The sequence below is a fragment of the Pseudomonas sp. GM79 genome (assembly GCF_000282495.1).
In the GTDB taxonomy this organism is placed as follows: domain Bacteria; phylum Pseudomonadota; class Gammaproteobacteria; order Pseudomonadales; family Pseudomonadaceae; genus Aquipseudomonas.
Genome location: NZ_AKJE01000021.1, coordinates 18,283 through 41,892 on the forward strand (window position 1 = coordinate 18,283; position 23,610 = coordinate 41,892).

Annotated in this window: 23 protein-coding genes; 16 read left to right on the forward strand and 7 right to left on the reverse strand. The window is 59.4% G+C overall.

Annotated elements, in window-relative coordinates:
- Positions 1–40 precede the first annotated feature (40 nt).
- From PMI36_RS26035 to PMI36_RS26015, 5 genes are all read left to right on the forward strand, one after another.
- A complete protein-coding gene (locus tag PMI36_RS26035) occupies positions 41–1,138 on the forward strand; it encodes a polyamine ABC transporter substrate-binding protein (protein WP_032830096.1) in 1,098 nt (365 codons plus the stop codon).
- Between the two features lie 244 nt (positions 1,139–1,382).
- Positions 1,383–2,480, forward strand: coding sequence for a polyamine ABC transporter substrate-binding protein (locus PMI36_RS26030; RefSeq protein WP_008067987.1), 1,098 nt, complete (start codon positions 1,383–1,385; stop codon positions 2,478–2,480).
- Between the two features lie 61 nt (positions 2,481–2,541).
- Positions 2,542–3,684, forward strand: coding sequence for an ABC transporter ATP-binding protein (locus PMI36_RS26025; protein ID WP_008067988.1), 1,143 nt, complete (start codon positions 2,542–2,544; stop codon positions 3,682–3,684).
- A 35-nt stretch (positions 3,685–3,719) separates the two neighbouring features.
- Positions 3,720–4,601, forward strand: a complete 882-nt coding sequence (locus tag PMI36_RS26020) for an ABC transporter permease subunit (protein WP_177319477.1) — start codon at positions 3,720–3,722, stop codon at positions 4,599–4,601.
- Positions 4,598–5,488, forward strand: coding sequence for an ABC transporter permease subunit (locus PMI36_RS26015; RefSeq protein ID WP_007897694.1), 891 nt, complete (start codon positions 4,598–4,600; stop codon positions 5,486–5,488). Before PMI36_RS26020 ends, PMI36_RS26015 begins: the two co-directional genes overlap by 4 nt.
- A gap of 226 nt (positions 5,489–5,714) precedes the next feature.
- Here PMI36_RS26015 and PMI36_RS26010 read toward each other — a convergent pair whose 3' ends face one another.
- On the reverse strand, positions 5,715–8,126 hold the full coding sequence (locus PMI36_RS26010; protein ID WP_008067992.1) for a penicillin acylase family protein: 2,412 nt from the start codon (positions 8,124–8,126) through the stop codon (positions 5,715–5,717).
- Positions 8,127–8,229: 103 nt separating this feature from the next.
- Positions 8,230–8,808 (reverse strand): DUF6436 domain-containing protein, encoded by a 579-nt coding sequence (locus tag PMI36_RS26005; RefSeq protein WP_008067994.1) that lies wholly within the window; start codon positions 8,806–8,808, stop codon positions 8,230–8,232.
- A 97-nt stretch (positions 8,809–8,905) separates the two neighbouring features.
- Between PMI36_RS26005 and PMI36_RS26000 the strand changes: the two genes are divergently transcribed.
- Positions 8,906–9,853 carry an alpha/beta hydrolase gene (locus tag PMI36_RS26000; protein WP_008067996.1) on the forward strand — a complete coding sequence of 316 codons (948 nt, stop codon included), beginning with the start codon at positions 8,906–8,908 and terminating at the stop codon, positions 9,851–9,853.
- Positions 9,854–9,986: 133 nt separating this feature from the next.
- Here PMI36_RS26000 and PMI36_RS25995 read toward each other — a convergent pair whose 3' ends face one another.
- A complete protein-coding gene (locus PMI36_RS25995; protein ID WP_008067998.1) occupies positions 9,987–10,739 on the reverse strand; it encodes a DUF2059 domain-containing protein in 753 nt (250 codons plus the stop codon).
- A gap of 133 nt (positions 10,740–10,872) precedes the next feature.
- Between PMI36_RS25995 and PMI36_RS25990 the strand changes: the two genes are divergently transcribed.
- Together PMI36_RS25990 and PMI36_RS25985 are read left to right on the forward strand one after the other, a co-directional pair.
- Positions 10,873–11,505: a 2OG-Fe(II) oxygenase gene (locus tag PMI36_RS25990; RefSeq protein WP_008068000.1), complete on the forward strand. Its 633-nt coding sequence runs from the start codon at positions 10,873–10,875 to the stop codon at positions 11,503–11,505.
- Positions 11,506–11,507: 2 nt separating this feature from the next.
- Entirely contained in the window at positions 11,508–11,993 is a 486-nt protein-coding gene (locus PMI36_RS25985) for a DUF523 domain-containing protein (protein ID WP_008068002.1), read from the forward strand.
- A 125-nt stretch (positions 11,994–12,118) separates the two neighbouring features.
- On the opposite strand, the gene PMI36_RS25980 is transcribed toward PMI36_RS25985, so the two are convergent.
- Positions 12,119–12,706, reverse strand: coding sequence for a transporter substrate-binding domain-containing protein (locus PMI36_RS25980; protein WP_008068003.1), 588 nt, complete (start codon positions 12,704–12,706; stop codon positions 12,119–12,121).
- 135 nt (positions 12,707–12,841) lie between these two features.
- On the opposite strand from PMI36_RS25980, the gene PMI36_RS25975 reads away from it, so the two are divergent.
- Complete coding sequence (locus PMI36_RS25975; protein ID WP_008068004.1) at positions 12,842–13,267, forward strand: DUF4399 domain-containing protein; 426 nt, start codon at positions 12,842–12,844, stop codon at positions 13,265–13,267.
- A 77-nt stretch (positions 13,268–13,344) separates the two neighbouring features.
- Here PMI36_RS25975 and serA read toward each other — a convergent pair whose 3' ends face one another.
- Entirely contained in the window at positions 13,345–14,574 is a 1,230-nt protein-coding gene (serA, locus tag PMI36_RS25970) for a phosphoglycerate dehydrogenase (protein ID WP_007897715.1), read from the reverse strand.
- A gap of 204 nt (positions 14,575–14,778) precedes the next feature.
- Here serA and PMI36_RS25965 point away from each other — a divergent pair, with 204 nt between their 5' ends.
- The 4 genes from PMI36_RS25965 (at position 14,779) to PMI36_RS25950 (ending at position 19,077) form a co-directional block, all read left to right on the forward strand.
- The gene (locus PMI36_RS25965) at positions 14,779–16,173 is read left to right on the forward strand and encodes an FAD-binding oxidoreductase (RefSeq protein WP_032830097.1); all 1,395 of its coding nucleotides are present in this window, start codon (positions 14,779–14,781) and stop codon (positions 16,171–16,173) included.
- Between the two features lie 23 nt (positions 16,174–16,196).
- Positions 16,197–16,862 carry a fumarylacetoacetate hydrolase family protein gene (locus tag PMI36_RS25960; RefSeq protein WP_008007329.1) on the forward strand — a complete coding sequence of 222 codons (666 nt, stop codon included), beginning with the start codon at positions 16,197–16,199 and terminating at the stop codon, positions 16,860–16,862.
- Between the two features lie 270 nt (positions 16,863–17,132).
- Positions 17,133–18,062 carry an SdiA-regulated domain-containing protein gene (locus tag PMI36_RS25955; protein WP_008068008.1) on the forward strand — a complete coding sequence of 310 codons (930 nt, stop codon included), beginning with the start codon at positions 17,133–17,135 and terminating at the stop codon, positions 18,060–18,062.
- A gap of 97 nt (positions 18,063–18,159) precedes the next feature.
- A complete protein-coding gene (locus tag PMI36_RS25950; RefSeq protein WP_008068010.1) occupies positions 18,160–19,077 on the forward strand; it encodes an SdiA-regulated domain-containing protein in 918 nt (305 codons plus the stop codon).
- Positions 19,078–19,199: 122 nt separating this feature from the next.
- Here the strand turns inward: PMI36_RS25950 and rpiA are convergent, their stop codons facing one another.
- Positions 19,200–19,874: a ribose-5-phosphate isomerase RpiA gene (rpiA, locus tag PMI36_RS25945; protein ID WP_008068012.1), complete on the reverse strand. Its 675-nt coding sequence runs from the start codon at positions 19,872–19,874 to the stop codon at positions 19,200–19,202.
- A 348-nt stretch (positions 19,875–20,222) separates the two neighbouring features.
- Here rpiA and ilvA point away from each other — a divergent pair, with 348 nt between their 5' ends.
- Both ilvA and PMI36_RS25935 read left to right on the forward strand, forming a co-directional pair.
- Positions 20,223–21,737: a threonine ammonia-lyase, biosynthetic gene (gene ilvA / locus PMI36_RS25940; RefSeq protein WP_008068014.1), complete on the forward strand. Its 1,515-nt coding sequence runs from the start codon at positions 20,223–20,225 to the stop codon at positions 21,735–21,737.
- A gap of 39 nt (positions 21,738–21,776) precedes the next feature.
- Complete coding sequence (locus tag PMI36_RS25935) at positions 21,777–22,202, forward strand: DUF2269 domain-containing protein (RefSeq protein WP_008068016.1); 426 nt, start codon at positions 21,777–21,779, stop codon at positions 22,200–22,202.
- Positions 22,203–22,324: 122 nt separating this feature from the next.
- Here the strand turns inward: PMI36_RS25935 and PMI36_RS25930 are convergent, their stop codons facing one another.
- Positions 22,325–22,981 carry an HAD family hydrolase gene (locus tag PMI36_RS25930; protein WP_008068018.1) on the reverse strand — a complete coding sequence of 219 codons (657 nt, stop codon included), beginning with the start codon at positions 22,979–22,981 and terminating at the stop codon, positions 22,325–22,327.
- A gap of 143 nt (positions 22,982–23,124) precedes the next feature.
- Between PMI36_RS25930 and PMI36_RS25925 the strand changes: the two genes are divergently transcribed.
- Positions 23,125–23,604, forward strand: coding sequence for an RNA pyrophosphohydrolase (locus PMI36_RS25925; RefSeq protein WP_007897732.1), 480 nt, complete (start codon positions 23,125–23,127; stop codon positions 23,602–23,604).
- The last annotated feature ends 6 nt before the right edge of the window (positions 23,605–23,610 follow it).

A 23,610-nucleotide genomic window follows, 5' to 3' on the forward strand; every position in this document is an offset into this window, starting at 1 on the left:
AAAAAGAAAAATTGGAGCATTACCCATGAAGGCATTAGGTATGAAGATAGCTGGCAAGACCCTCCTCGCCATGTCGCTGATGGGCGTGATGGCGGGCGCCGTTCAGGCGGACGACAAAGTGCTGCACGTGTACAACTGGTCCGATTACATCGCGCCGGATACCGTCAAGAAGTTCGAGGCCGAGTCGGGTATCAAAGTCGTCTACGACGTGTTTGACAGTAACGAAACCCTTGAAGCCAAGTTGCTGGCAGGCAAGTCAGGCTACGACATCGTTGTGCCGTCGAACAACTTCCTGGCCAAGCAGATCAAGGCCGGCGTCTACCAGAAGCTGGACAAGTCCAAGCTGCCTAACTGGAAAAACCTGAACACGGACCTGCTCAAAGCGGTATCGGTGAGCGACCCGGGTAACGAACACGCATTTCCTTACATGTGGGGTTCGATCGGTATCGGTTTCAACCCTGACAAGGTCAAGGCTGCGCTGGGTGCCGATGCGCCGACCAACTCCTGGGACTTGCTGTTCAAACCTGAAAACGCTGCCAAGTTGAAGTCGTGCGGTATCAGCTTCCTCGATTCGCCAACCGAGATGATTCCGGTGGCGTTGCATTACCTGGGCTATCCAACTGACACCCAGGACAAGAAACAACTGGCTGAAGCCGAAGCGCTGTTCCTGAAAATCCGTCCTTCGGTGGGCTACTTCCACTCGTCCAAGTACATCTCCGACCTGGCCAACGGCAACATCTGCGTCGCCGTGGGTTACTCGGGTGACATCTACCAGGCCAAGGCTCGCGCCGCTGAAGCCGGTGACAAGGTGAAAGTCAGCTACAACATTCCCAAAGAAGGTGCCGGCAGCTTCTACGACATGGTCGCCATCCCTAAAGATGCCGAAAACGTCGAAGGCGCCTACAAGTTCATGACCTTCCTGCAGAAGCCGGAAATCATGGCTGAAATCACCAACGCCGTGCGTTTCCCGAACGGTAACGCAGCCGCCACGCCACTGGTTGAAAAAGAAATCACTGCCGACCCGGGTATCTACCCGCCAGCGGAAGTGTTGGCCAAGCTGTACGCGATTGCCGACTTGCCGGCCGCGACCCAGCGGATCCTGACTCGCAGCTGGACCAAGATCAAATCCGGTAAATAAGTAATAAACCCTGTAGCAGCTGCCGAAGGCTGCGTCCAACCGCGCAGCGGTTGCGCTCTCAAGAACGCGGGAAGGTCCTTCGGACCTTAACGCAGCCTTCGGCAGCTGCTACAGGGTTCTGCATAAAAGTTTTGCTGGAACGGTTTTTCGAGGGTAAGTTGCGCGCCGGTTTTGTTGCCAGGCAGCCATGGCTGTCATGTAACGCGGGGCAACTTGGGCCCAACTAATTTTAGAGGACCTCCACTTGCCTATTTTTTCTTTGTTGCGCAATGCCCTGCTGGTCGGCGCCGGGCTGACACTCGCTGTCAGTGTTCAGGCCGCTGGCACAGTGCATATTTATAATTGGTCGGATTACATCGGTGAAACCACCCTGGCCGACTTCCAGAAAGAAACCGGCATCAAGCCGGTGTATGACGTATTCGATTCCAACGAAACCCTGGAAGGCAAGTTGCTGGCCGGGCGTACCGGTTATGACGTGGTCGTGCCGTCCAACCACTTCCTTGGCAAGCAGATCAAGGCCGGGGCTTTTCAGAAGCTCGACAAATCGAAGCTGACTAACTATTCCAACCTCGACCCGGTACTGCTCAAGCGCCTGGAACAGAACGATCCGGGCAATCAGTACGCCGTACCGTATCTGTGGGGCACCAACGGCATCGGTTACAACGTCGACAAGGTCAAGGCCGTGCTGGGTCTCGACAAGATCGATTCGTGGGATGTGGTATTCGAGCCGCAGAACATCAAGAAGCTGCACAGCTGTGGCGTGGCGTTCCTCGACTCCGCCGATGAAATGATGCCCACGGTCCTCAACTACATGGGCCTGAACGCCAACAGCACCAACCCTGAAGACTACAAAAAGGCTGAAGCCAAGTTGCTGGCGGTGCGGCCTTACGTGACGTATTTCCACTCCTCCAAATACATCGCGGACCTGGCCAACGGTGACATCTGCGTGGCGATCGGTTTCTCCGGCGATATGTTCCAGGCCAAGGCCCGCGCGGCTGAAGCTGGCAAAGGCATGAACATCGCCTACTCGATTCCGAAAGAGGGCGGCGCGCTCTGGTTCGACATGCTGGCGATCCCCAAGGATGCCGCCAACGTCAAAGAAGCCCATGCCTTCATCAACTATTTGCTGAAACCCGAGGTGATTGCCCAGGTCAGCAATTCCGTAGGCTACGCCAACCCGAACCCCGGGTCGGACAAACTGATGGAACAGTCCATACGCACCGACGCATCGGTATATCCACCGCAAGCGGTCCTCGACAAGACATACGTATCCATCGAGTTGCCACCGAACATTCAACGTTTGATGACGCGCAGCTGGACCAAGGTCAAGTCGGGCAAATAGCTTCAAACTATCCAGGTTCGCCACGTTGAGCGAACTGCAAATTCTGTTGGGAGTTTCGTAAATGGCAGTTGCCTCCGGCGCCTATAAGAAAGCCCTCGAGGGCGACCAGACACCTAAACAGGTGCTGGTCAAAATCGACCGGGTCACAAAAAAGTTCGACGAGACGATTGCCGTGGACGACGTGTCCCTGGAAATCAAGAAAGGCGAAATCTTCGCCCTGCTCGGCGGCTCGGGTTCGGGCAAATCCACCTTGCTGCGGATGCTGGCAGGTTTCGAACGGCCCACGGAGGGGCGCATTTACCTCGATGGGGTAGACATCACGGACATGCCGCCGTACGAGCGGCCGATCAACATGATGTTCCAGTCCTACGCCTTGTTCCCGCACATGACCGTGGCGCAGAACATCGCCTTCGGCCTCAAGCAGGACAAGCTTCCCGCCGCTGAAGTCGATGCACGTGTGGCCGACATGCTCAAGCTGGTGCAGATGAGCCAGTACGCCAAGCGCAAGCCGCATCAATTGTCCGGTGGCCAGCGTCAGCGTGTGGCGCTGGCGCGTTCTCTGGCCAAGCGACCGAAGCTGTTGCTGCTCGACGAACCGATGGGCGCGCTGGACAAAAAACTGCGCTCGCAAATGCAGCTGGAACTGGTCGAGATCATCGAGCGGGTCGGCGTGACCTGCGTGATGGTGACCCACGACCAGGAAGAAGCCATGACCATGGCCGAGCGTATCGCGATCATGCACTTGGGCTGGATCGCCCAGATCGGCAGTCCGATCGACATCTACGAAACCCCGACCAGCCGCCTGGTCTGCGAGTTCATCGGCAACGTCAACATCTTTGACGGTGAAGTGATCGACGACGCCGAAGGCCACGCGATCATCACCTGCAAGGACCTGGACCGGCAGATTTATGTGGGCCACGGCATCAGCACTTCGGTGCAGGACAAATCCGTGACCTACGCGATCCGTCCAGAAAAACTGCTGGTGACGCCGACCATGCCGACCTGCGAATACAACTGGTCCAGCGGCAAAGTGCATGACATCGCCTACCTCGGTGGCCACTCGGTGTTCTACGTCGAACTGCCGAGCGGCAAGATCGTCCAGTCGTTCGTCGCCAACGCCGAGCGCCGCGGCCAGCGGCCGACCTGGGGTGACCAGGTCTACGTGTATTGGGAAGACGATAGTGGCGTGGTACTTCGCTCATGAACCTGCGCAAATTCAAACGCCGCCTCAATCGAATAATTCCCGGTGGCCGTCAGCTGGTCATCGGGGTTCCGTTCATTTGGCTGTTCATGTTCTTCATGTTGCCGTTCTTCATCGTCTTGAAGATCAGCTTCGCCGAAGCCGACGTGGCCATTCCGCCGTACACCGAGATCTACAGCTTCATCGACCAGAAGCTCCAGGTGCTGCTTAACCTGAGCAACTACGCGATGCTGGGCGATGACGAGTTGTACATCGCCGCTTACCTCGGTTCGCTGAAGATGGCGCTGATCAGCACCGTCCTCTGTTTGCTGATCGGCTACCCGATGGCCTACGCCATTGCCAGTGCCCGCAAAGAGCTGCAGACGGTGCTGGTGTTGCTGATCATGATGCCGACCTGGACCGCGATCCTGATCCGCGTGTATGCGTGGATGGGCATCCTCAGCAACAACGGCCTGCTTAACGGCTTTTTGATGAGCATGGGCTGGATCGACGAGCCGCTGCAGATCCTCAACACCAACCTCGCGGTTTACATCGGGGTCGTTTACTCCTATCTGCCGTTCATGATCCTGCCGCTCTACGCCAACCTGGTCAAACACGACACCAGCCTGCTGGAAGCCGCGTCGGACCTCGGTTCGAGCACCTTCAACAGTTTCTGGAAGATCACCGTGCCGCTGTCGAAAAACGGCATCATCGCCGGCTGCATGCTGGTGTTCATCCCGGTGGTGGGTGAGTTCGTGATCCCGGAGCTGCTCGGCGGTCCGGAAACCCTGATGATCGGTAAAGTGCTCTGGCAAGAGTTCTTCAACAACCGTGACTGGCCAGTGGCGTCAGCGCTTGCGGTGGTGATGCTGGCGATCCTGATTGTGCCGATCATTCTGTTCAACCGTAGTCAGGCCAAAGAAATGGAGGGCAAGGAATGAAGCGCTTCCGTTTCTCAAGTTTCATGCTGGTAGCGGGTTTGCTGTTCATCTACGCGCCGATGCTGATCCTGGTGATCTACTCGTTCAACGCCTCCAAACTGGTGACGGTGTGGGGCGGTTGGTCGATCAAGTGGTACGTGGGGTTGATGGACAACACCCAACTGATGGGCTCGGTGGTGCGCTCGCTGGAAATCGCCTGCTACACCGCGATTGCAGCGGTGGCACTGGGGACGCTGGCGGCCTTCGTGCTGACGCGAATCACCCACTTCAAGGGCCGCACGCTGTTCGGTGGCCTGGTCACCGCGCCGCTGGTGATGCCCGAAGTGATCACCGGTCTGTCGCTGTTGCTGCTGTTCGTGGCCATGGCGCAGATGATCGGCTGGCCGCAGGAACGCGGCATCGTCACCATCTGGATCGCTCACACTACGTTCTGTGCGGCGTATGTGGCGGTGGTGGTGTCGGCGCGCTTGCGTGAACTGGACCTGTCCATCGAAGAGGCAGCCATGGACCTGGGCGCGCGGCCGTGGAAGGTGTTCTTCCTGATCACCATTCCGATGATCGCGCCGTCGCTGGCGGCGGGCGGGATGATGTCGTTCGCCTTGTCGCTGGATGACCTGGTGCTGGCGAGCTTCGTGTCCGGTCCGGGTTCCACGACCCTGCCGATGGAAGTGTTCTCGGCGGTGCGCCTGGGCGTGAAGCCTGAGATCAATGCCGTGGCCAGCCTGATTTTGCTGGCGGTGTCGCTAGTGACGTTCCTGGTCTGGTACTTCAGCCGTCGTGCCGAAGAGATTCGCAAGCGTGCGATCCAGCAAGCCATCGAAGAAGGCGCCGCCGATTCCTGGAAACAACCCGACGTGCGCCGGGCGCAGGCGCCGGAAGCAGCTTGAGCTTGATGCCGGGTTGACCACGCATGTGTGGCCAACCCAAATCCACTGTGGGAGCGGGCTTGCTCGCGAAGACGGACTGACATTCAACATCCATGTTGACTGACCCACCGCTTTCGCAAGCAAGCCCGCTCCCACAGCGGTCGGTGTGAAGCAACAATCTTGTGATCACCACAAAACCTGTGGAAGCAGGCTTGCCCGCGATGACGTCAGTTAAACCAACAGAAATCTATTGCCCTGAGCGCGCTGGCAGCAGCTTCAACGTGCTACGGGTATTGGCCGTCACTTCTTCATCATTGAAATGCGCCTGGTAGTAAACCCCCTCGATATACGCCTCGGCCTGGTCGGCATAGTGGCTGTCGAACGGCACGCCGCTCTGGCCGACCGGGTTGATGGTCAGGCTGTGTGCCGGGTCGGCGAAGTCGATCAACCGTCGGGTTGACGGGCCATAAGTCACAGGCCACGGCGCCGGGCCGATCTTGGCCGAGAGGTTGTTCGGCACTTCGTGGGTGCCGGGCGCCGCGAATGGCCCGACGTTGAAGATGCGGTCCAGCGGTTTCTGCATCCCTAGCGGATGGCCGTGAGTCAAGGTGTGCGCCTTGCCCCACTTCCACTGTGCGAAATCGGCACCCAGGGTGGTTTTGAGGTGGACCATGCTCGCTTGCCAGGCCACCTTGACCGTATCGGCGCGGGTTTCCTTGCCGGGGGTGTTGCGGTTGTCCCACCACGGTGAGTCGGCGGAGGCCGCCAGCCGCGGCAGTGCGGCATCGATCACCCGGGTCGGCAGCAGCGTTTCGAAGAAGTCATTGCCCAGTTCATCGCGCATCGCCGCGTCGGCAAGGTTGAACAGAAACTGGTTGAACAGCGTGGCGCTGATGGAGTCCAGCGGGTAATCGCCGCTCCACTGCGCCAGTTGTTCCACCAGTTTGAGCTCGGCGGGATCGCTCACCCCTTCACGCAGTACCGGTAGTAATGGCACCAGCAAGCGCGGACCGTAGTCGGTAGTGGTGCCCAGTTGCAGCTTCTGGCTGGACTCGTTGTCCCACTTCACATTCTTGTCGCTGAGCTGGCGATTGAGCTGCTGACCGCGATCGGCGAGGTTGTAGTAACCGGGAATTTCCATGCCGGTCGGCGACACCGGTTGGAAGTTGGCCGAGACGATATAGCCCCGCGCCGGGTTCTCTTCCTGTGGGTTGGCGCTGAACGGGTAAAAACCTTCCTTGTCCGCCTGAGGAGTGCTGCCGTCGAGGATGAAACCGGGCTTCACCCCGGCCGGGCGCTTGGGCAGCAGCGCCGAGGCCCACCAACCGATGTCGCCCTTGGCGTTGGCGTAGACGATGTTCAGCCCCGGTGCCTGAACCTTGGCCGACGCGGCGCGGGCCTTGGCCAGGGTGTCGGCGCGGTTGAGCTGATAGAAGCCGTCGAGGATCGGATTCGGCGTCTCGAGGAAGGCCCACCACATGGCGACCGGTGTCTTGCCGGCGGCGGTGCCGAGCGCATCGTTGATGATCGGGCCGTGGGGCGACTGGCGCAGGGTAAGCGTGACCGGTGACTGGCCTTTGACCGCGATCTGTTGTTCGGTGTTGACCATGTCGACCCACTGGCCGCGATACCAGACCTGGTTCGGGTTGTCCGGGTTGACCTTCTCGGCGATCAGGTCCAGATCGTCGTTCTGGAACATCGTCAGGCTCCAGCCGAAGTCCAGGTTGTGGCCAAGAAACGCAAACGGCACCAGCGCCTGATGGTAGCCATACAGCTCGAAGCCCGGCGCTGACAGATGTGCTTCGTACCACACCGAAGGCACCGAGAAGCGAATGTGCGGGTCGCCGGCCAGCAGTGGCTTGCCGCTTTTGCTACGGTTGCCGGAAATCACCCAGGCATTGCTGCCTTCGAATTGCGGCAGGCCATTGTCGGCCAGGGCTTGCTCACTCAAGCGTGCGAGGGCGTTCAGCCCCTTCCAGTCATTGGCGGTGAGGGTCGGCGCAGGGTTGGCGCGCCCTTTGGCCAATACGCCCTTGGGCTGCCAGTCGAGATCGAAGATGTTCAGGTACTCGGCGCCCAGTTGGTCACGCACATAAGTCAGCAAGGGTTCGGTGCGAAACGCCGCGGCAAAGCTGTAGGCCATGTAGCCGGCGATGCTGATGCTGTCTTCGGCGGTGAAAGGGCGCTTGGGGATCCCCAGCACGTCGAACTCGGCGGGCGCCGCGTGGCTGTCCTGATATTGATTGATGCCGTCCAGATAGGCTTGCAGAGCCTTCCATGCCGGCGACTGACGATCCAGCGCGGCAACATAACTTTCAGCCCGCTCGCGGATACGCAGGCTGCGAAACAGTTTGTCGGTGTCGATCAGTTTCGGGCCGAGGACTTCGGCCAGCTCACCACGGGCCAGGCGCCGCATGGCTTCCATCTGGAACAGTCGGTCCTGGGCATGCACATAGCCAAGGGCGCGGTAGAGGTCGGTTTCGTTTTCGGCGCGGATATGCGGCACGCCGCGCTCGTCGTAGCGCACGGTCACCGAACCTTGCAGGTGCTGCAGTTCCACCTGGCCCTGGCGCGTCGGTTGCTTGCTGTACACATACCAGCCGCCCCCGGCGGCGAGTACGACGATCAGAAAGGCAAGTACGGTCAGGACGCGTTTCATGGTGACTCCTTGTTCTTTCGGGATTGCCGCCCGTGGGGGCTGCAAACGTGTAGCACAGACCTCCTGTGCCGGGCATCGCGGTCCTGGAAAAGTCAGGAATGCCTTACTTCACCTCAGCAGGCCACGGGCAGTAGCAACCCACCGCCAGTGTGTGGGTGGCGTTCACCGCCCGGCCTTCATTCAGCGCTTGCAGAATGGGCTCGATAAAGCTGTTGCTCGAATTGCAGGTCAGGCCTTCGCTGTACGGCCCGAAATACGCCAGCTTGCCACTGCGGTCCCAGATCGCCACCGCCGGGCTGGCAGGGATCTGTTCGGAACCTGGCAAGACAGTGATGGTTTTAAGGCGACTCAACGTGCCGGGCAGTTGACCGTGGCTGCCGGGCTTTTGGACCGCATAGAACTCGACGCCCTGCGGTACATACTGCTCGACCAGTTCGGTCAGGTGTTGTTGGTTGCCGACATTGCACGGGCAGGCCGGGTCCCAGAAATGCACCAGGCGAATGGCGCCGGGGCCGGCAAGTTCGTCTGGCAGGCGCAATGGGTCGCCGGAGAACACCGCAGTGTGCGAGCTGAAGGCGCGCAAGTAGCGCCCCTGAAACCAGTCGTAGGCGGCCCATAGCACGCCGACACACACAAGGGCGAGCAGGCTGGCAAGCAGTGTGGTGCGGTAGACCGGACGCATGGGTTTCAATCCTCGAAGGTCGGCTAGCTTGCCATGCTTGCCGCGACAGATGAATATCGCAGGCCCATAAAGTCCGTTTCGCGCTCTGGAATAGCCCATGTCTGCCACTTTCGACCCCGATCATTTGCGTGCCAGCCTGCGGCCATTGGCCGAGTGGCAGCCGCTGTCGACGGAAGCCAAGGCCTATCAGCATTTTTATGGACTGGATTTCCCGCAGCGAAACCTGCGCAGTGGCCTGGGGCGTTTCGAGGTCGATGGCTATGAAGTGGTCAGCCAGCTCTGGTGGCCCGAGCGGGCGAAGGCGACGCTGTTTTTGTTTCACGGTTTCTACGATCACACCGGGCTCTATCGGCATGTGATCGAGTGGGCGCTGGACCAGGGTTTTGCGGTGATCGCCTGTGACCTGCCGGGGCATGGCTTGTCCAGTGGCGAACGGGCGAGCATCAAGGACTTCGCCGAGTATCAGAGCGCGCTGCAAGGGCTGTTGGCCGAGGCGCAATCGCTGGGCCTTCCGCAGCCTTGGCACCTGTGCGGGCAAAGCACCGGCGGGGCGATCGTGATCGATCATGTGCTCAATCAGGGCGCGAGCAGTCCGGCCCAGGGGCAAGTGATTCTGCTGTCGCCGCTGGTGCGGCCGCGAGCCTGGGGCTGGTCGCAGCTCAGCTATTACCTGCTCAAACCGTTCGTAAAAGGCATCGCCCGGCGTTTCAGCGAGAACTCCAACGACCCCGACTTCCTCGCATTCCTGCAAGCCGATCCGCTGCAACCGCTGCGTCTGCCGACGGCCTGGGTCGGTGCGCTGGGGCGATGGATCAAGCGTATCGAAGCGGCACCAAGCAGCCCACGGCGGCCATTGATTGTGCAGGGGCAGGCGGACATGACGGTGGATTGGAAGCACAACCTTGATGTATTGCGAGGTAAGTTCGATCGACCGCAGGTGCTGATGCTGCCTGAGGCGCGGCATCATCTGGCGAATGAGTCAGCGGGATTGCGGCAGGAGTATTTCGGGTTTTTGAGCAAGCGGATGAAGGGGCGGAATCTCTAGCGGTCGTTCGGGCCTCTTCGCGAGCAAGCCCGCTCCCACATTAGATCTCCAGCGGATACAGAATTCATGTACGCCAGAGATCAAGTGTGGGAGCGGGCTTGCTCGCGAAAGCGATCGTCCAGACGCTGCAGCCTTACTGAGTAAGGCTCGACGTACTCTGCCCCACCGCCAACCCCGCCCGAATCGCCGCCAATGCCGCTTGGTAGTAAGCCTTGCCTTCACTGGACTCGGCGAATGTGGCGAATTCTTCCAACTCGTCATCCGACAGGTCGCGATAGACATACAGCAGCGTATTGTTCAGGTCAGCGCCGATCTGCTCCATCAGGCGCTGGCGCTGGCCGTTCAGCATGCCTTGTGCCTGACCGCCACCGAGCAGGCCGGGGATCATCGAGCTCAGGCTGTCGGCCGCCACGCCTGCTATTGCCAGGCTGACTTCAGCGCCGGCCTCGCGGGCAGGCAGGGCTTGGGCCAGGTGACCAATGATCAGCTGACGGGTATCGCTGGCCTGCATTTTCGGCAAGCCCTTGGCGTTTTTCGCCAATTGATCGCGACGGGTCGCCAGCAGTTCGGCGGCGACGATTTTCTTGCCCAAGGACGATTGAAAGAAGGTCAATGCAGGTTTCGGATCGGCTAGCTTTTTGCGCAGCTGCGCTTCGGCACGCTGGTCCATGGCCTTGGGGGCGAAACGCTGATTACTGTTGTTGACCAGGGCCTGAAACACCGCCGGCGGCAGGCTGTTCTGGTAACGCTGCTGAGCGGCGGAGAGAGCATCGCTGAAATGCGCGCGTTGTTCTGGCCAACCGGCGACCTTGTACAACTGGTCGTGGCCGTCCGCCCAGGCGGGCAAAACACAGAACATCAGCAGTGAGAAAAGCAAACGGCGCATAGGGACTCCTGTCAGCAGGCGACTATTCTCCGTGCGGCATTCGCACTTGTCGAGAATTCGTATCAGGTTGCGCGCCTTATCCGACCAATACTCCGCTGCGCGGCTCTGTCGGATTTGCGGGCACAGGAATACTATGCGCGCCATGCAAATATCCTCTGATCATCCGCTGCTGTTACGTATCGTCGACGACCTGGCTGAGCGCGGCTGGTCGCAGCAGACTATTTTCCTGCCTCTGGATCTGACCCGGGCGCTGGCGGCCGAGTGCCGCAAACGTGCCGCCGAGGGTGAGCTCGCCCCGGCCGCCGTCGGGCGCGGGCCGTTTTCGGAGATCCGCGAGGGCATTCGTGGCGACCATATCCAGTGGCTCGAACCCGGTCAGGTCGAGGCCTGCGACAGTTATCTGGGGTTGATGAACAGCCTGCGTGAGGCGATGAATCGCAGTTTGTTTCTGGGCCTGGAAGATTTCGAAAGCCATTTCGCCCTCTACCCACCTGGCGCTTTCTACCTCAAGCATCTCGACCGTTTCCGCGATGACGACCGGCGCATGGTCTCGGCGGTGATCTACCTCAATGACAGCTGGCTGCCCGAGCATGGCGGTCAGTTGCGCATGTACCTGGACGAAGGCGTCGAACACGATGTGGTGCCCACCGGTGGATGCCTGGTGGTCTTCCTGTCGGGCGAAGTCCCCCACGAAGTCCTGCCCGCGACCCGAGATCGCCTGTCGTTGACGGGCTGGTTCCGCCGTCGTGGCAACGAGCCGTTCTGATCATGCAAAAGATTCTGGTAAGCCGTTGTTTGCTCGGTCACCGCGTCCGTTACGACGGCGGCGCCAGTGGGCCATTCAATCTGTTGGAGCAGTGGATTGCCGAAGGCCGGGTGGTGCCGTTGTGTCCGGAAGTTGCCGGTGGTTTGCCGACGCCAAGGGCCGCGGCGGAGATTCCGGGCGGGCAGGGCGGTGAAGTGCTTGATGGCCTTGCGTCGGTCATCACCACCGAGGGCGAGGACGTCAGTGCCGAGTTTCTTTCGGGGGCTTATCAGGCGCTGGAGCTGGTGCAACAGCACGGCATCCGTATCGCCGTGCTCAAGGCCAACAGCCCGTCTTGCGGGAATCTGTTGACCTATGACGGGACGTTCAGCGGCGTGAAGGTCAATGGCGAGGGTGTCACTGCGGCATTGCTCAAGCGCCATGGCGTGCAGGTGTTCAGTGAGCTGGAGTTGGCCGAAGCGGCGCAAGCGCTGGCAACCCTGAACTAACGACTTGCCACAAAACCCATGTGGGAGCGGGCTTGCTCGCGAAGAGGGGGTGTCAGTCGGCATCAATGTTGCCTGACACACCGCCTTCGCGAGCAAGCCCGCTCCCACACTAAATCTTCAGTGGCTTATGGTTTCGGCACCACACTCGCATCCGCCCCGAACCATTTCTGTTCCAGCGCCTCCAATCGGCCATCTCCCTTGATCCGCTGCAAGGCGTTTTCCAGGCTGGCATGAAACGCCGGGTTACCCTTCTGAAACGGAATCGCCAGGCTCACAGCCGGGGCGGCTTTCGGCTTTTCCTCCGTCAGCGACTGCACCAACAGGATCGAACGCGGCGGCTCTTCTTTCTGCGCGATCAACTGCGCATTGGTGTGAATGTAAGGTTCGCTGAAGTCGAAACGATCCTTCAGGTCCGGAGTCGGTGCTACGTGATTGATGGCGACGTCGTATTTACCGCTTTCGACGCCGGTCAACAGATCGTCGGAATCGGTGACGACGAAGTCGGCCCGCACATCCAGCTCATCGGCCAGCAGTTGACCCAACTCGACTTCGAAGCCGGTCAGTTTGTCGTCATCCTTGAAATTGAAGGGCGGTGTATTAGCCTCAAGGGCAATGCGCAATTCGCCGCGGTCGTTTACATCGTCAATCAGTTCGGCATGAGCCAAAGGGCTCAAAAGGGGTAGCAGGCAGATCAGGCCAGGCAAAAAGCGCATGGTCACTCCTTTGAATTCATTTATCGCGACGCGCTGTTCAGGCTCGCTTTGCTATGGTTGTCGTGTGCCTTCGACAACGAATGGCCGTGAAGTTGTCACGGTCGAGCGAATTTTACGGAAAAACTGGAGAAGAGAATGAAAAGCTTTATGTCACGTGCAGCGTTGGCTGGCCTGTTGCTGGGTGCATTGATGCTGGCAACGGCTGCTACACCGGCTCCCAAAGGTGCAGAAGTGTTCATCGTTTCTCCTGCGGACGGAGCCACGGTTCCGCAAACTGTCGTTGTCAAGTTCGCTGTCGAGAACATTGCGCTGGCTCCGGCGGGCGATGTCACCAAGAACACCGGCCATCACCATTTGCTGATCGATGTCGATAAGCTCCCAGCCGCTGGCGCCCCGATTCCGAACGATGCCAACCACTTGCACTTTGGCAAGGCGCAGACCCAGGCTGAAGTCAAATTGACACCGGGCAAGCACACCTTGCAGCTCGAGCTGGGCGACAGCGGTCACATGCCGTTCGATCCGCCAATCGTTTCGAAGAAAATCACCGTGAATGTGAAATAACTTTCCCACAGCCATGAAAAAGCAGCCGTAAAAAAGGGAGCTCCGAGGAGCTCCCTTTTTTGTCGCTCAAGTAGCGATCAGAACAACACGCGGCAACGAATGGTGCCGTTGATGTGCTGCAGCTTCTCTTGCGCCATTTCCGAGTATTCGGCATCGACGTCGATCACGACGTAGCCGACTTTCTCGTTGGTCTGCAGGAACTGACCGGAAATGTTGATGCCGTTTTCGGCGAAGACCTTGTTGATCTCGCTCATCACACCCGGAATGTTCTCGTGGATGTGCAGCAGACGGTGCTTGCCAGGGTGAGCCGGCAGGGCCACTTCCGGGAAGTTCACGGACGATACCGACGTACCGTTGTCGCTGTACTTGACCAGTTTTTCCGCCACTTCCAGACCGATGTTGGCTTGCGCCTCAGCAGTGGAACCACCGATGTGCGGGGTCAGGATCACGTTGTCCAGGCCGCGCAGCGGGCTTTCGAACTCTTCTTCGTTGGAGCGCGGCTCCACCGGGAATACGTCGATGGCCGCGCCGATCAGGTGCTTGTCCTTGATCGCGTCCGCCAGGGCGTCCAGTTCAACAACAGTGCCGCGAGCAGCGTTGATCAGAATGCCGCCCTTCTTGATGGCGCGGATTTCCTTCTCGCCGATCATCCACTGGGTGGCTGCGGTTTCCGGAACGTGCAGGGTGACGATGTCGGACATGCCCAGCAGCTCGTGCAGGTTGCCGACCTGGGTGGCGTTACCCAGTGGCAGCTTGGTCACGGTGTCGTAGAAGTACACCTGCATCCCCAGGCCCTCAGCCAGAACCGACAGTTGGGTGCCGATCGAGCCGTAACCGACGATGCCCAGCTTCTTGCCACGGATCTCGAAGGAGTTGGCTGCGCTCTTGATCCAGCCGCCACGGTGGCAGGAAGCGTTCTTCTCCGGGATGCCGCGCAGCAACAGGATCGCCTCGGCCAATACCAGCTCGGCTACGGAGCGAGTGTTGGAGTACGGCGCGTTGAATACCGCGATGCCGCGTTCGCGAGCCGCGTTGAGGTCGACCTGGTTGGTGCCGATGCAGAAACAGCCGACAGCCACCAGTTTCTTCGCGTGATCGAAGATCTCTTCGGTCAGCTGAGTGCGGGAGCGAATGCCGATGAAGTGCGCATCAGCGATCTTTTCCTTGAGCTGGGCTTCCGGCAGAGAACCTGTGAGGTACTCGATGCTGGTGTAGCCCGCCGCCTTGAGGACGTCGACAGCCGATTGGTGGACGCCTTCGAGAAGAAGGAACTTGATCTTGCTCTTATCGAGAGAAGTCTTGCTCATCTGCGTAAACCTGTATCCCGGAGAAAAATGGCAGGAAATGGTCAACAGATGCTGACCCGGACGGCAAGAAAGCCGTCGCCGCAGGACAGCCGTTGGGCACTATGCTGCGGGGTCGATATGCTAGCATATGCACCCCGCTAAACACTCATTCCTGCGACGTGAAGCGTTCTCAGGATGACCATGAATTGTTCGAGAGTTCTGTCGATGACCGATCCTGCGCTGATTGATGAGCTGAAGACCCTGGTTGAGCCTGGCAAGGTCCTGACCGACGCCGACTCCCTGAATGCTTACGGTAAGGATTGGACCAAGCATTTCGCCCCGGCCCCGACGGCCATTGTGTTCCCCAAGACCACCGAGCAGGTCCAGGCCATTGTCCGTTGGGCCAATGAACACAAGGTTGCGCTGGTGCCGTCTGGCGGTCGTACCGGGCTTTCGGCTGCGGCCGTGGCAGCCAATGGCGAAGTGGTCGTGTCCTTCGACTACATGAACCAGATCCTCGACGTGAACCTGACTGACCGCACGGCCGTTTGTCAGCCGGGCGTGGTCACCGAGCAATTGCAGAACAAGGCCCAAGAGCACGGTCTGTACTATCCGGTGGATTTTGCTTCGGCAGGTTCCAGCCAGATTGGCGGCAACATCGGCACCAATGCCGGCGGGATCAAGGTGATTCGCTACGGCATGACCCGCAACTGGGTGGCCGGCATGAAAGTCGTCACCGGTAAGGGCGATCTGCTGGAGCTGAATAAAGATCTGATCAAGAACGCCACCGGCTACGACCTGCGTCAGCTGTTCATCGGCGCCGAAGGCACGCTGGGTTTTGTGGTCGAGGCCACCATGCGTCTGGACCGTGCGCCGAAAAACCTCACCGCGATGGTCCTCGGCACTGCCGATTTCGATTCGATCATGCCGGTATTGCACGCGTTCCAGAGCAAGCTTGACCTGACTGCCTTCGAATTCTTCTCCGATAAAGCCTTGGCCAAGGTTATGGCGCGCGGTGACGTACCGGCGCCGTTCGAATCCGATTGCCCGTTCTACGCGCTGCTGGAATTCGAAGCGACCACCGAAGAAGTGGCCAATCATGCCCTGGAAACCTTCGAGCACTGCGTCGAGCAGGGCTGGGTACTGGACGGCGTGATGAGCCAGAGCGAAACCCAGTTGCAGAACCTGTGGAAGTTGCGCGAGTACATCTCCGAAACCATCTCCCACTGGACGCCGTACAAGAACGACATTTCGGTCACTGTGTCGAAAGTCCCGGCGTTCCTGAAAGAAATCGACGCGATCGTCGGCGAACATTACCCGGATTTCGAAATCGTCTGGTTCGGCCACATCGGCGATGGCAACCTGCATTTGAACATCCTCAAGCCGGACAACCTGAGCAAGGACGAGTTCTTCGCCAAATGCGCGACCGTCAACAAGTGGGTGTTCGAAACCGTGGAGAAGTACAACGGTTCGATTTCCGCCGAACATGGCGTGGGCATGACCAAGCGTGATTACTTGACCTACAGTCGCTCGCCGGTTGAGATCGAGTACATGAAAGCCGTCAAAGCGGTGTTCGACCCGAACGGCATCATGAACCCGGGCAAGATTTTCGCTGTTTGAATCAATGAATCAGGAGTCGGTCAATGAGCTATCAGCACCAGTATGTCGACGGCACGCGTATTCACTTCCCGTTGGGCAAAGTGGTATGCATCGGCCGTAACTACGCCGAACACGCCAAGGAACTGGACAACCCGGTGCCTACCGAGCCACTGCTGTTCATCAAGCCGGGCAGTTGCGTGGTGCCGCTGGAAGGCGGTTTCAGTATTCCGACCGAACGTGGCTCGGTGCATTACGAAGCGGAAATCGCCGTGTTGATCGGCAAGCCACTGTCGACCAAGCCGAGCCGTGAAGAAGTTCTGGATGCCATCTCCGGCATCGCCCCTGCCCTGGACCTGACCCTGCGCGACAAACAGGCCGAGCTGAAAGCCAAGGGCCTGCCGTGGGAAATCGCCAAGTCCTTCGACGGCGCGGCAGTGATTGCGCCGTTCGTGGCGGGCAGTACCTTCGCCGACCTGACCGACATCGGTATCCGCCTGACCATCAATGGTGAAGTGCGCCAGGATGGCAACAGCAAGGACATGCTGAATCCGATCGTGCCAATGATCCAGTACATGGCCGGTTGCTTCTCGCTGCAGGCCGGTGACGTGATCCTCACCGGTACGCCGGTGGGTGTTGGCCCGTTGAATGTCGGTGACGAACTGGTGCTCGAACTGCCAGGCGCCAGCCGCTTCACCAGCAGCGTGCGCTGACCCAACACAAAACCCTGTGTGGGAGCGGGCTTGCTCGCGAAGAGGCCGTCAAATCCAGCATCAATGTTGGATGACACACCGCTTTCGCGAGCAAGCCCGCTCCCACTTTGGTTTGTGATTCGCTCTGCAAATCGCATCTGCCCGCAAAGGGCAATCCCGCCATTTCCCGTTTTTTTCACATACTGTCCGGATAATTCCGGGGCTTCTGGCGTCTGAGCCAGTCCCAATGTGCTATTACCCATAGCCTGAATTTCTGGAACACATCCCTGCATGGCCACCCAACCGCTGTCCAAGCTGAAAACTGCCCGCCGCTCGCGCTTTGTCATGCGTTGGTATTCCTGGCTTTTGCTGGTAGCGGCTGCTGTGTATGGCCTCGTGTTTGCGATGCACTGGGATGATCGCGGCGTGCTCTGGGTGATGGAGCGTTTCGAAAGCCCGGCCGAGCGAAAAGAGAGTATCTGGCTGCCGGATTACCGGGCGGTGATCGACGCCAAGTTGCTGCCGGGCATGGAGAAGGACGAAGCGTCAGATGTTTCTTATGACCCGCAGACCAAAACCCTGTTTGCGGTGATGGGCAAGAACCCGTTCCTGGTCGAGCTGACGTTGCAGGGCGATGTGTTGCGCAAGATGCCGCTGGTGGGTTGGGGCAACCCGGAAGCGGTAGCGGTCATGGGCAACGGTTTGCTGGCAATTACCGATGAGCGCAAACACCTGCTTTCCATCGTCAAGGTCGATGCCGATACCCGGGAACTGAATATCGCCAGTTTCCCGAAATACGACCTGGGCCCGTCGGAAAACCAGAATAAGGCCTTCGAGGCGATCGCCTGGGATGCGCGTAACCAGCAACTGCTGCTGGGCGAAGAGCGTCCGCCGGCGCTGTTCAGCTGGAAAAGCGATGGCAGCCAAATCCTCAAGGGCGACAAGCAGAAGCTGTCCAGCGACGAACTGGATATCCGCAACCTGTCGGCCTTGGCCATCGATCCGCGCACCGGCCATACCTTGGTGCTGTCCGCCGACTCTCACTTGTTGCTGGAATTGGACGAAAAAGGCGAGCAGGTCAGTTTCATGACTCTGCTGGGTGGTTTCAATGGTCTGAAAAAAACCATTCCCCGTGCCGAAGGCGTGACGATGGACGAAGCGGGCACGCTGTACATTGTGAGTGAGCCGAACCTGTTCTATCGCTTCGAAAAACAACCGTAGGAGTTCGGCAATTGTCGTCAAAGGCCATTGGCCATTAAGCTTGAATTCATACTGCCGTGGTATTTCATCCACCCGTCTTGTTTCCGAGCCTGCCTGAATGCGCCGACTTGCCCGTCCCAAACCCCTGATACTGATCCTGTCGGTCATTGCGCTGATCATGCTGGTTGCCGTCGGCCAATACCTGCGCCTGTTCGAGCGCACCTGGTTCAATGTGCAGACGTTATGGCAGCCGATGAATGCCCAGTCGATTGGCCTGGATCAATATCAGGTAACGATCGAGGCGCAAGTCATTGACGGTCTGGATGACGATGTTTCGGCGCTGACCTTCGATCCCGTGCGCAAAAGCCTGTTCACGGTTACCAACAAAAATGCCGAACTGATCGAATTGTCCCTGGAAGGCAAAATCCTGCGGCGTGTGGCACTGATCGGGTTTGGCGACCCGGAGGCGGTGGAGTTCATCAGCGCTGACACTTACGTGATCACCGACGAGCGCCAGCAACGGTTGATCAAGATTCATCTGGAGGCGGACACGACGTTCCTTGATGCCGCCGACGCTGAACAGATCACCCTCGGCGTGCATATGCGTGGCAATAAGGGTTTCGAAGGGTTGGCCTATGACTCGGTGGGCAAGCGCTTGTTCGTTGCCAAGGAGCGCGACCCGATGCTGATCTACGAAGTGCAGGGCTTCCCGCACTACAACCCGGAGAAATCCTACGCAGTGCATGTGGTGAACAACCCCAAGCGCGATGCCGGGATGTTCGTGCGAGACCTGTCGAGCCTGCAATACGACGAGCGCAGCGGTCATTTGCTGGCGCTGTCCGATGAGTCGCGACTGATTCTGGAGCTGGATGTCGATGGGCGGCCGTTGACCACCCTGTCACTGAGCAAGGGGCGTCAGGGATTGCAGAAGACTGTGCCGCAAGCGGAAGGCATCGCCATGGACGACGACGGCACCCTGTACCTCGTCAGCGAGCCAAATCTGTTCTACGTCTTCAAAAAACCACCGCAAAACTAACCAACACCGCAAAACACTGTGGGAGCGGGCTTGCTCGCGAAGAGGCCAGCACATTCAACATTGATGTTGGATGACAGACCGCTTTCGCGAGCAAGCCCGCTCCCACAGGTTTGGTGTATGCCTTACTCGGCGCGCAGGGTTTTCACGCCTTCACTCGTGCCCAACAGCAGCAAATCGGCCGGGCGGGCTGCGAACAAGCCGTTGGTGACCACGCCGACGATGGCATTGATCTGTGTTTCCAGCTCCACCGGGTTGGTGATCTGCATGTTGAACACGTCGAGGATGATGTTGCCGTTGTCGGTCAGCACGCCTTCACGGTAGACCGGGTCGCCGCCTAGCTTCACCAGTTGGCGGGCCACGTGGCTGCGGGCCATCGGGATCACTTCCACCGGCAGCGGGAACGCACCAAGCACCGGCACCAGTTTGCTGGCGTCGGCGATGCAGATGAAGGTCTTGGCCACGGCCGCAACAATCTTCTCGCGGGTCAGGGCCGCGCCACCGCCCTTGATCAGGTTCAGGTGCGCGTCGCTTTCATCGGCGCCATCGACGTAGAACTCCAGGTCGCTGACGGTATTGAGCTCATACACCGGAATGCCGTGGCCTTTGAGGCGGGCGGCGGTGGCTTCGGAGCTGGCGACCGCGCCATCGAACGCGCCTTTGTGCTTGGCCAGGGCATCGATGAAGCAATTGGCGGTGGAGCCGGTGCCGACCCCGACGATGCTCTTGTCGTCGAGTTTCGGAAGGATGAAGTCGACGGCGGCCTGAGCCACTGCCTGTTTGAGTTGATCCTGGGTCATGCGGGCTCCGAAGTGCCGAAGAGGGGACGAAAGGCCGGCATTATAGGCCTCGCGATGGGGAAGGTCATTGCCGGTATGTCGAATGGTGGCGAGGGGGCTTGCCTGTGGCGAGGGAGCTTGCTCCCGCTCGGCTGCGCAGCAGTCGTAAAACCTGCTGATGCGGTGTGTCTGAAAGAGCGGGGTATCGGTTTTGGGGAGCGCTTCGCGCTCCAACGGGAGCAAGCTCCCTCGCCACAATGAGTCTCTTGCGCTGGCGAGCGGCTAAAACCACCTGTTTAGTGTGGTCGCCCGCCCAAAAGCCGGGTTAGACTCCTTGGCCCTGCCCAACCCGCTCAGTGATGCTTTCCGATGCTCGAACAGTACGTCAAAAAGATCCTCACCTCGCGCGTTTATGACGTTGCCGTAGAAACCCCATTGCAGACTGCCCGCCAGCTCTCCGAGCGGCTGGGCAACGATATCTGGCTCAAGCGTGAAGACTTGCAGCCGGTGTTTTCGTTCAAGATTCGCGGCGCCTACAACAAGCTGACGCAACTGAGCGATGAAGAGCGCGCTCGCGGCGTGGTCACCGCGTCGGCGGGCAACCATGCGCAAGGCCTGGCCCTGGCGGCCAAGGTTCTGGGCGTGAAAGCGACCATCGTGATGCCCAAGACCACCCCGGAAATCAAGGTCGAAGGTGTGCGCTCGCGTGGCGGTAAAGTGGTGCTGCACGGGGATTCGTTCCCGGAAGCCCTGGCCTACTCGCTGAAACTGGTCGACGAAAAAGGCTACGTCTACATTCACCCTTACGATGACCCCCACACCATTGCCGGGCAGGGCACGGTGGCCATGGAGATTCTGCGCCAGCACCCGGGGCGTCTGGATGCGATCTTCGTTCCGGTGGGCGGCGGCGGGCTGATTGCCGGGATTGCGGCGTACGTGAAATACCTGCGCCCGGACATCAAAATCATCGGCGTCGAACCGGATGACTCCAACTGCCTGCAAGCCGCCATGGCGGCCGGCGAGCGCGTGGTGCTGCCGACCGTGGGGCTCTTCGCCGATGGCGTTGCCGTGGCTCAGATCGGCCAGCACACTTTCGACATCTGCAAAGACTACGTAGACGAAGTGATCACTGTCAGCACTGATGAGATCTGTGCGGCAATCAAGGATATCTACGACGATACCCGCTCGATCACTGAGCCTGCCGGCGCCTTGGGCGTGGCCGGGATCAAGAAGTATGTCGAGCAGCGCGGTGTCACCGGCCACACCTTCGTGGCCATCGATTCCGGCGCCAACGTCAACTTCGACCGCTTGCGCCACGTGGCCGAACGCGCTGAACTGGGCGAGGGTCGCGAAGCCATCATCGCCGTGACCATCCCCGAGAAACCGGGCAGTTTCAAGGCGTTCTGCGAAGCCATCGGCAAGCGCCAGATCACCGAATTCAACTACCGCTACAACACCGGCAGCGAAGCGCACATCTTTGTCGGCGTGCAGACGCATCCGGAAAACGACCCGCGCAGTGCGCTGCTCGCCAGTCTCTCCGAGCAGGGTTTCCCGGTGCTCGACCTGACCGACAACGAACTGGCCAAGTTGCACATCCGCCATATGGTTGGCGGGCGCGCTGTCCATGTGGTCGATGAAGTGGTGCTGCGCTTCGAGTTTCCGGAGCGTCCGGGTGCGTTGTTCAACTTCCTCAACAAGCTCGGCGGGCGCTGGAACATTTCGATGTTCCACTACCGCAACCACGGCGCGGCCGATGGCCGTGTGGTCGCGGGCCTGCAAGTGCCGCACGATGAGCGTCATCTGGTACCGGCCGCGCTGGAAGAAATCGGCTACCCGTACTGGGACGAAAGCGACAACCCGGCCTATCAGCTGTTTCTCGGCTGAGCGGCTACGCTGATCGGCAGGCCATAAGGAAATCGAACAATGGAAACGTTAACCGCCCTCAAAATCGCTCATAGCGTGGCGACGGTATTGCTGTTGATCAGCGCACTGGGGTTGGCGATCTGGGTCTGGCGCGCCCGCCGTAACGGCGACGCGAGCGCTCACACTCGTACTTTGCAACGACCGCTGGTGTTCATCTGGCTATTGATGGGGCTGGCACTGTTGAGCATGCCGTTCACCGGTTGGTGGATGGTGCATCTGGTGGGCTGGCCGTTGGGACAGACCTGGCTGCTGGCGTCCAGTGTGCTCTACACCGTGGCGGCGTTGGGCTGGTTCTGGCTGGTGGTGCGGCTGAATCGGCTGCGCACTGTTCCGGGAGGCAATGGCAAGTTTACCTTCGCCCTCGCATTGTTCAGCGTTGTCTGCTTTATCGCCATTGCGGGGTTGATGGGGGCCAAGCCGGTTTAGGGCTTTGGACCGAGTCGGCCCCTTCGCGAGCAAGCCCGCTCCCACACTAGATCTTCAGCGAACACAGATTTTGTGTACGACGCAGATCAAATGTGGGAGCGGGCTTGCTCGCGAAAGCGGTTTCAGTCGCGCAGGCTAATCACCGGCCAGCCACGCTTCTCGGCCTCGGCCCGCAGATTCGGATCCGGATCAACAGCAATCGGATTCGCCACCTGTTCCAGCAACGACAAGTCATTCATCGAATCACTATAGAAATAGCTGTCTTCCAGATTGTGGCCAGTCTCTTCCAGCCAACGATTCAACCGAGTCACCTTGCCTTCACGGAAGCACGGGACATCAGTGCTGCGCCCGGTGTAACGGCCGTCGATCATTTCGCATTCGGTGGCGATCAGGGTCTCAACGCCTAAACGTGCTGCAATCGGCCCGGTCACAAAGCGGTTGGTGGCGGTGATGATCACCAGTTTGTCGCCGGCCTCACGGTGTTTGGCCAGCAGTTCGATGCCCTTGGGCAGCACGATCGGTTCGATGCAGTCGCGCATGTAGTCCAGGTGCCATTGATCCAGCGTGGTCATCTCGGTGCGGCCGAGCACTTCCAGGCAGAAGTTCAGGTACGCGTCGTTATCCAGCTTGCCGGCCAGGTAATCCTGATAGAACTCGTCGTTGCGTGCCTTGTAGGCGACGGCGTCGAGGAAACCGCGTTCGCACAGATAGTCGCCCCAGGCGTGGTCACTGTCACCGCCCAGAAGCGTGTTGTCCAAGTCGAATAAAGCCAGCCGCATTACAGTTACTCGCTGAAAAGTCTGTAGAAAGGTGTCCAGAATACGGACTTTTCACAAGAGTGCACATAAGGTAGGTCGGCTCGTTGCTGCTTTCACAACCTTTGTGGAACAATGCGACGACATGCGTTTGCGAGGTTGTTGCCGTGATCGACCCCGATGGTTTCCGCCCCAATGTCGGGATCATTCTGACGAATGATGCCGGCCAGGTGCTATGGGCTCGCCGTATCAATCAAGATGCCTGGCAGTTTCCACAGGGAGGGATCAACCCCCAGGAGACGCCGGAAGACGCCTTGTACCGCGAGTTGAACGAAGAAGTGGGCCTGGAGCGCGAAGATGTTGAAATACTCGCCTGCACCCGGGGCTGGTTGCGCTATCGTTTGCCGCAACGTCTGGTCAGGACGCATAGCCAACCGCTGTGCATCGGCCAGAAGCAGAAATGGTTTCTCCTGCGCCTGATCTCCAACGAGCAGCGGGTGCGGATGGATTTGACCGGTAAACCGGAATTCGATGGCTGGCGTTGGGTCAGTTATTGGTATCCGTTGGGCCAGGTGGTGACATTCAAGCGCGAGGTTTATCGCCGCGCTCTCAAAGAGCTTGCCCCGCGCCTTTTAGCGCGCGACTGACGACGG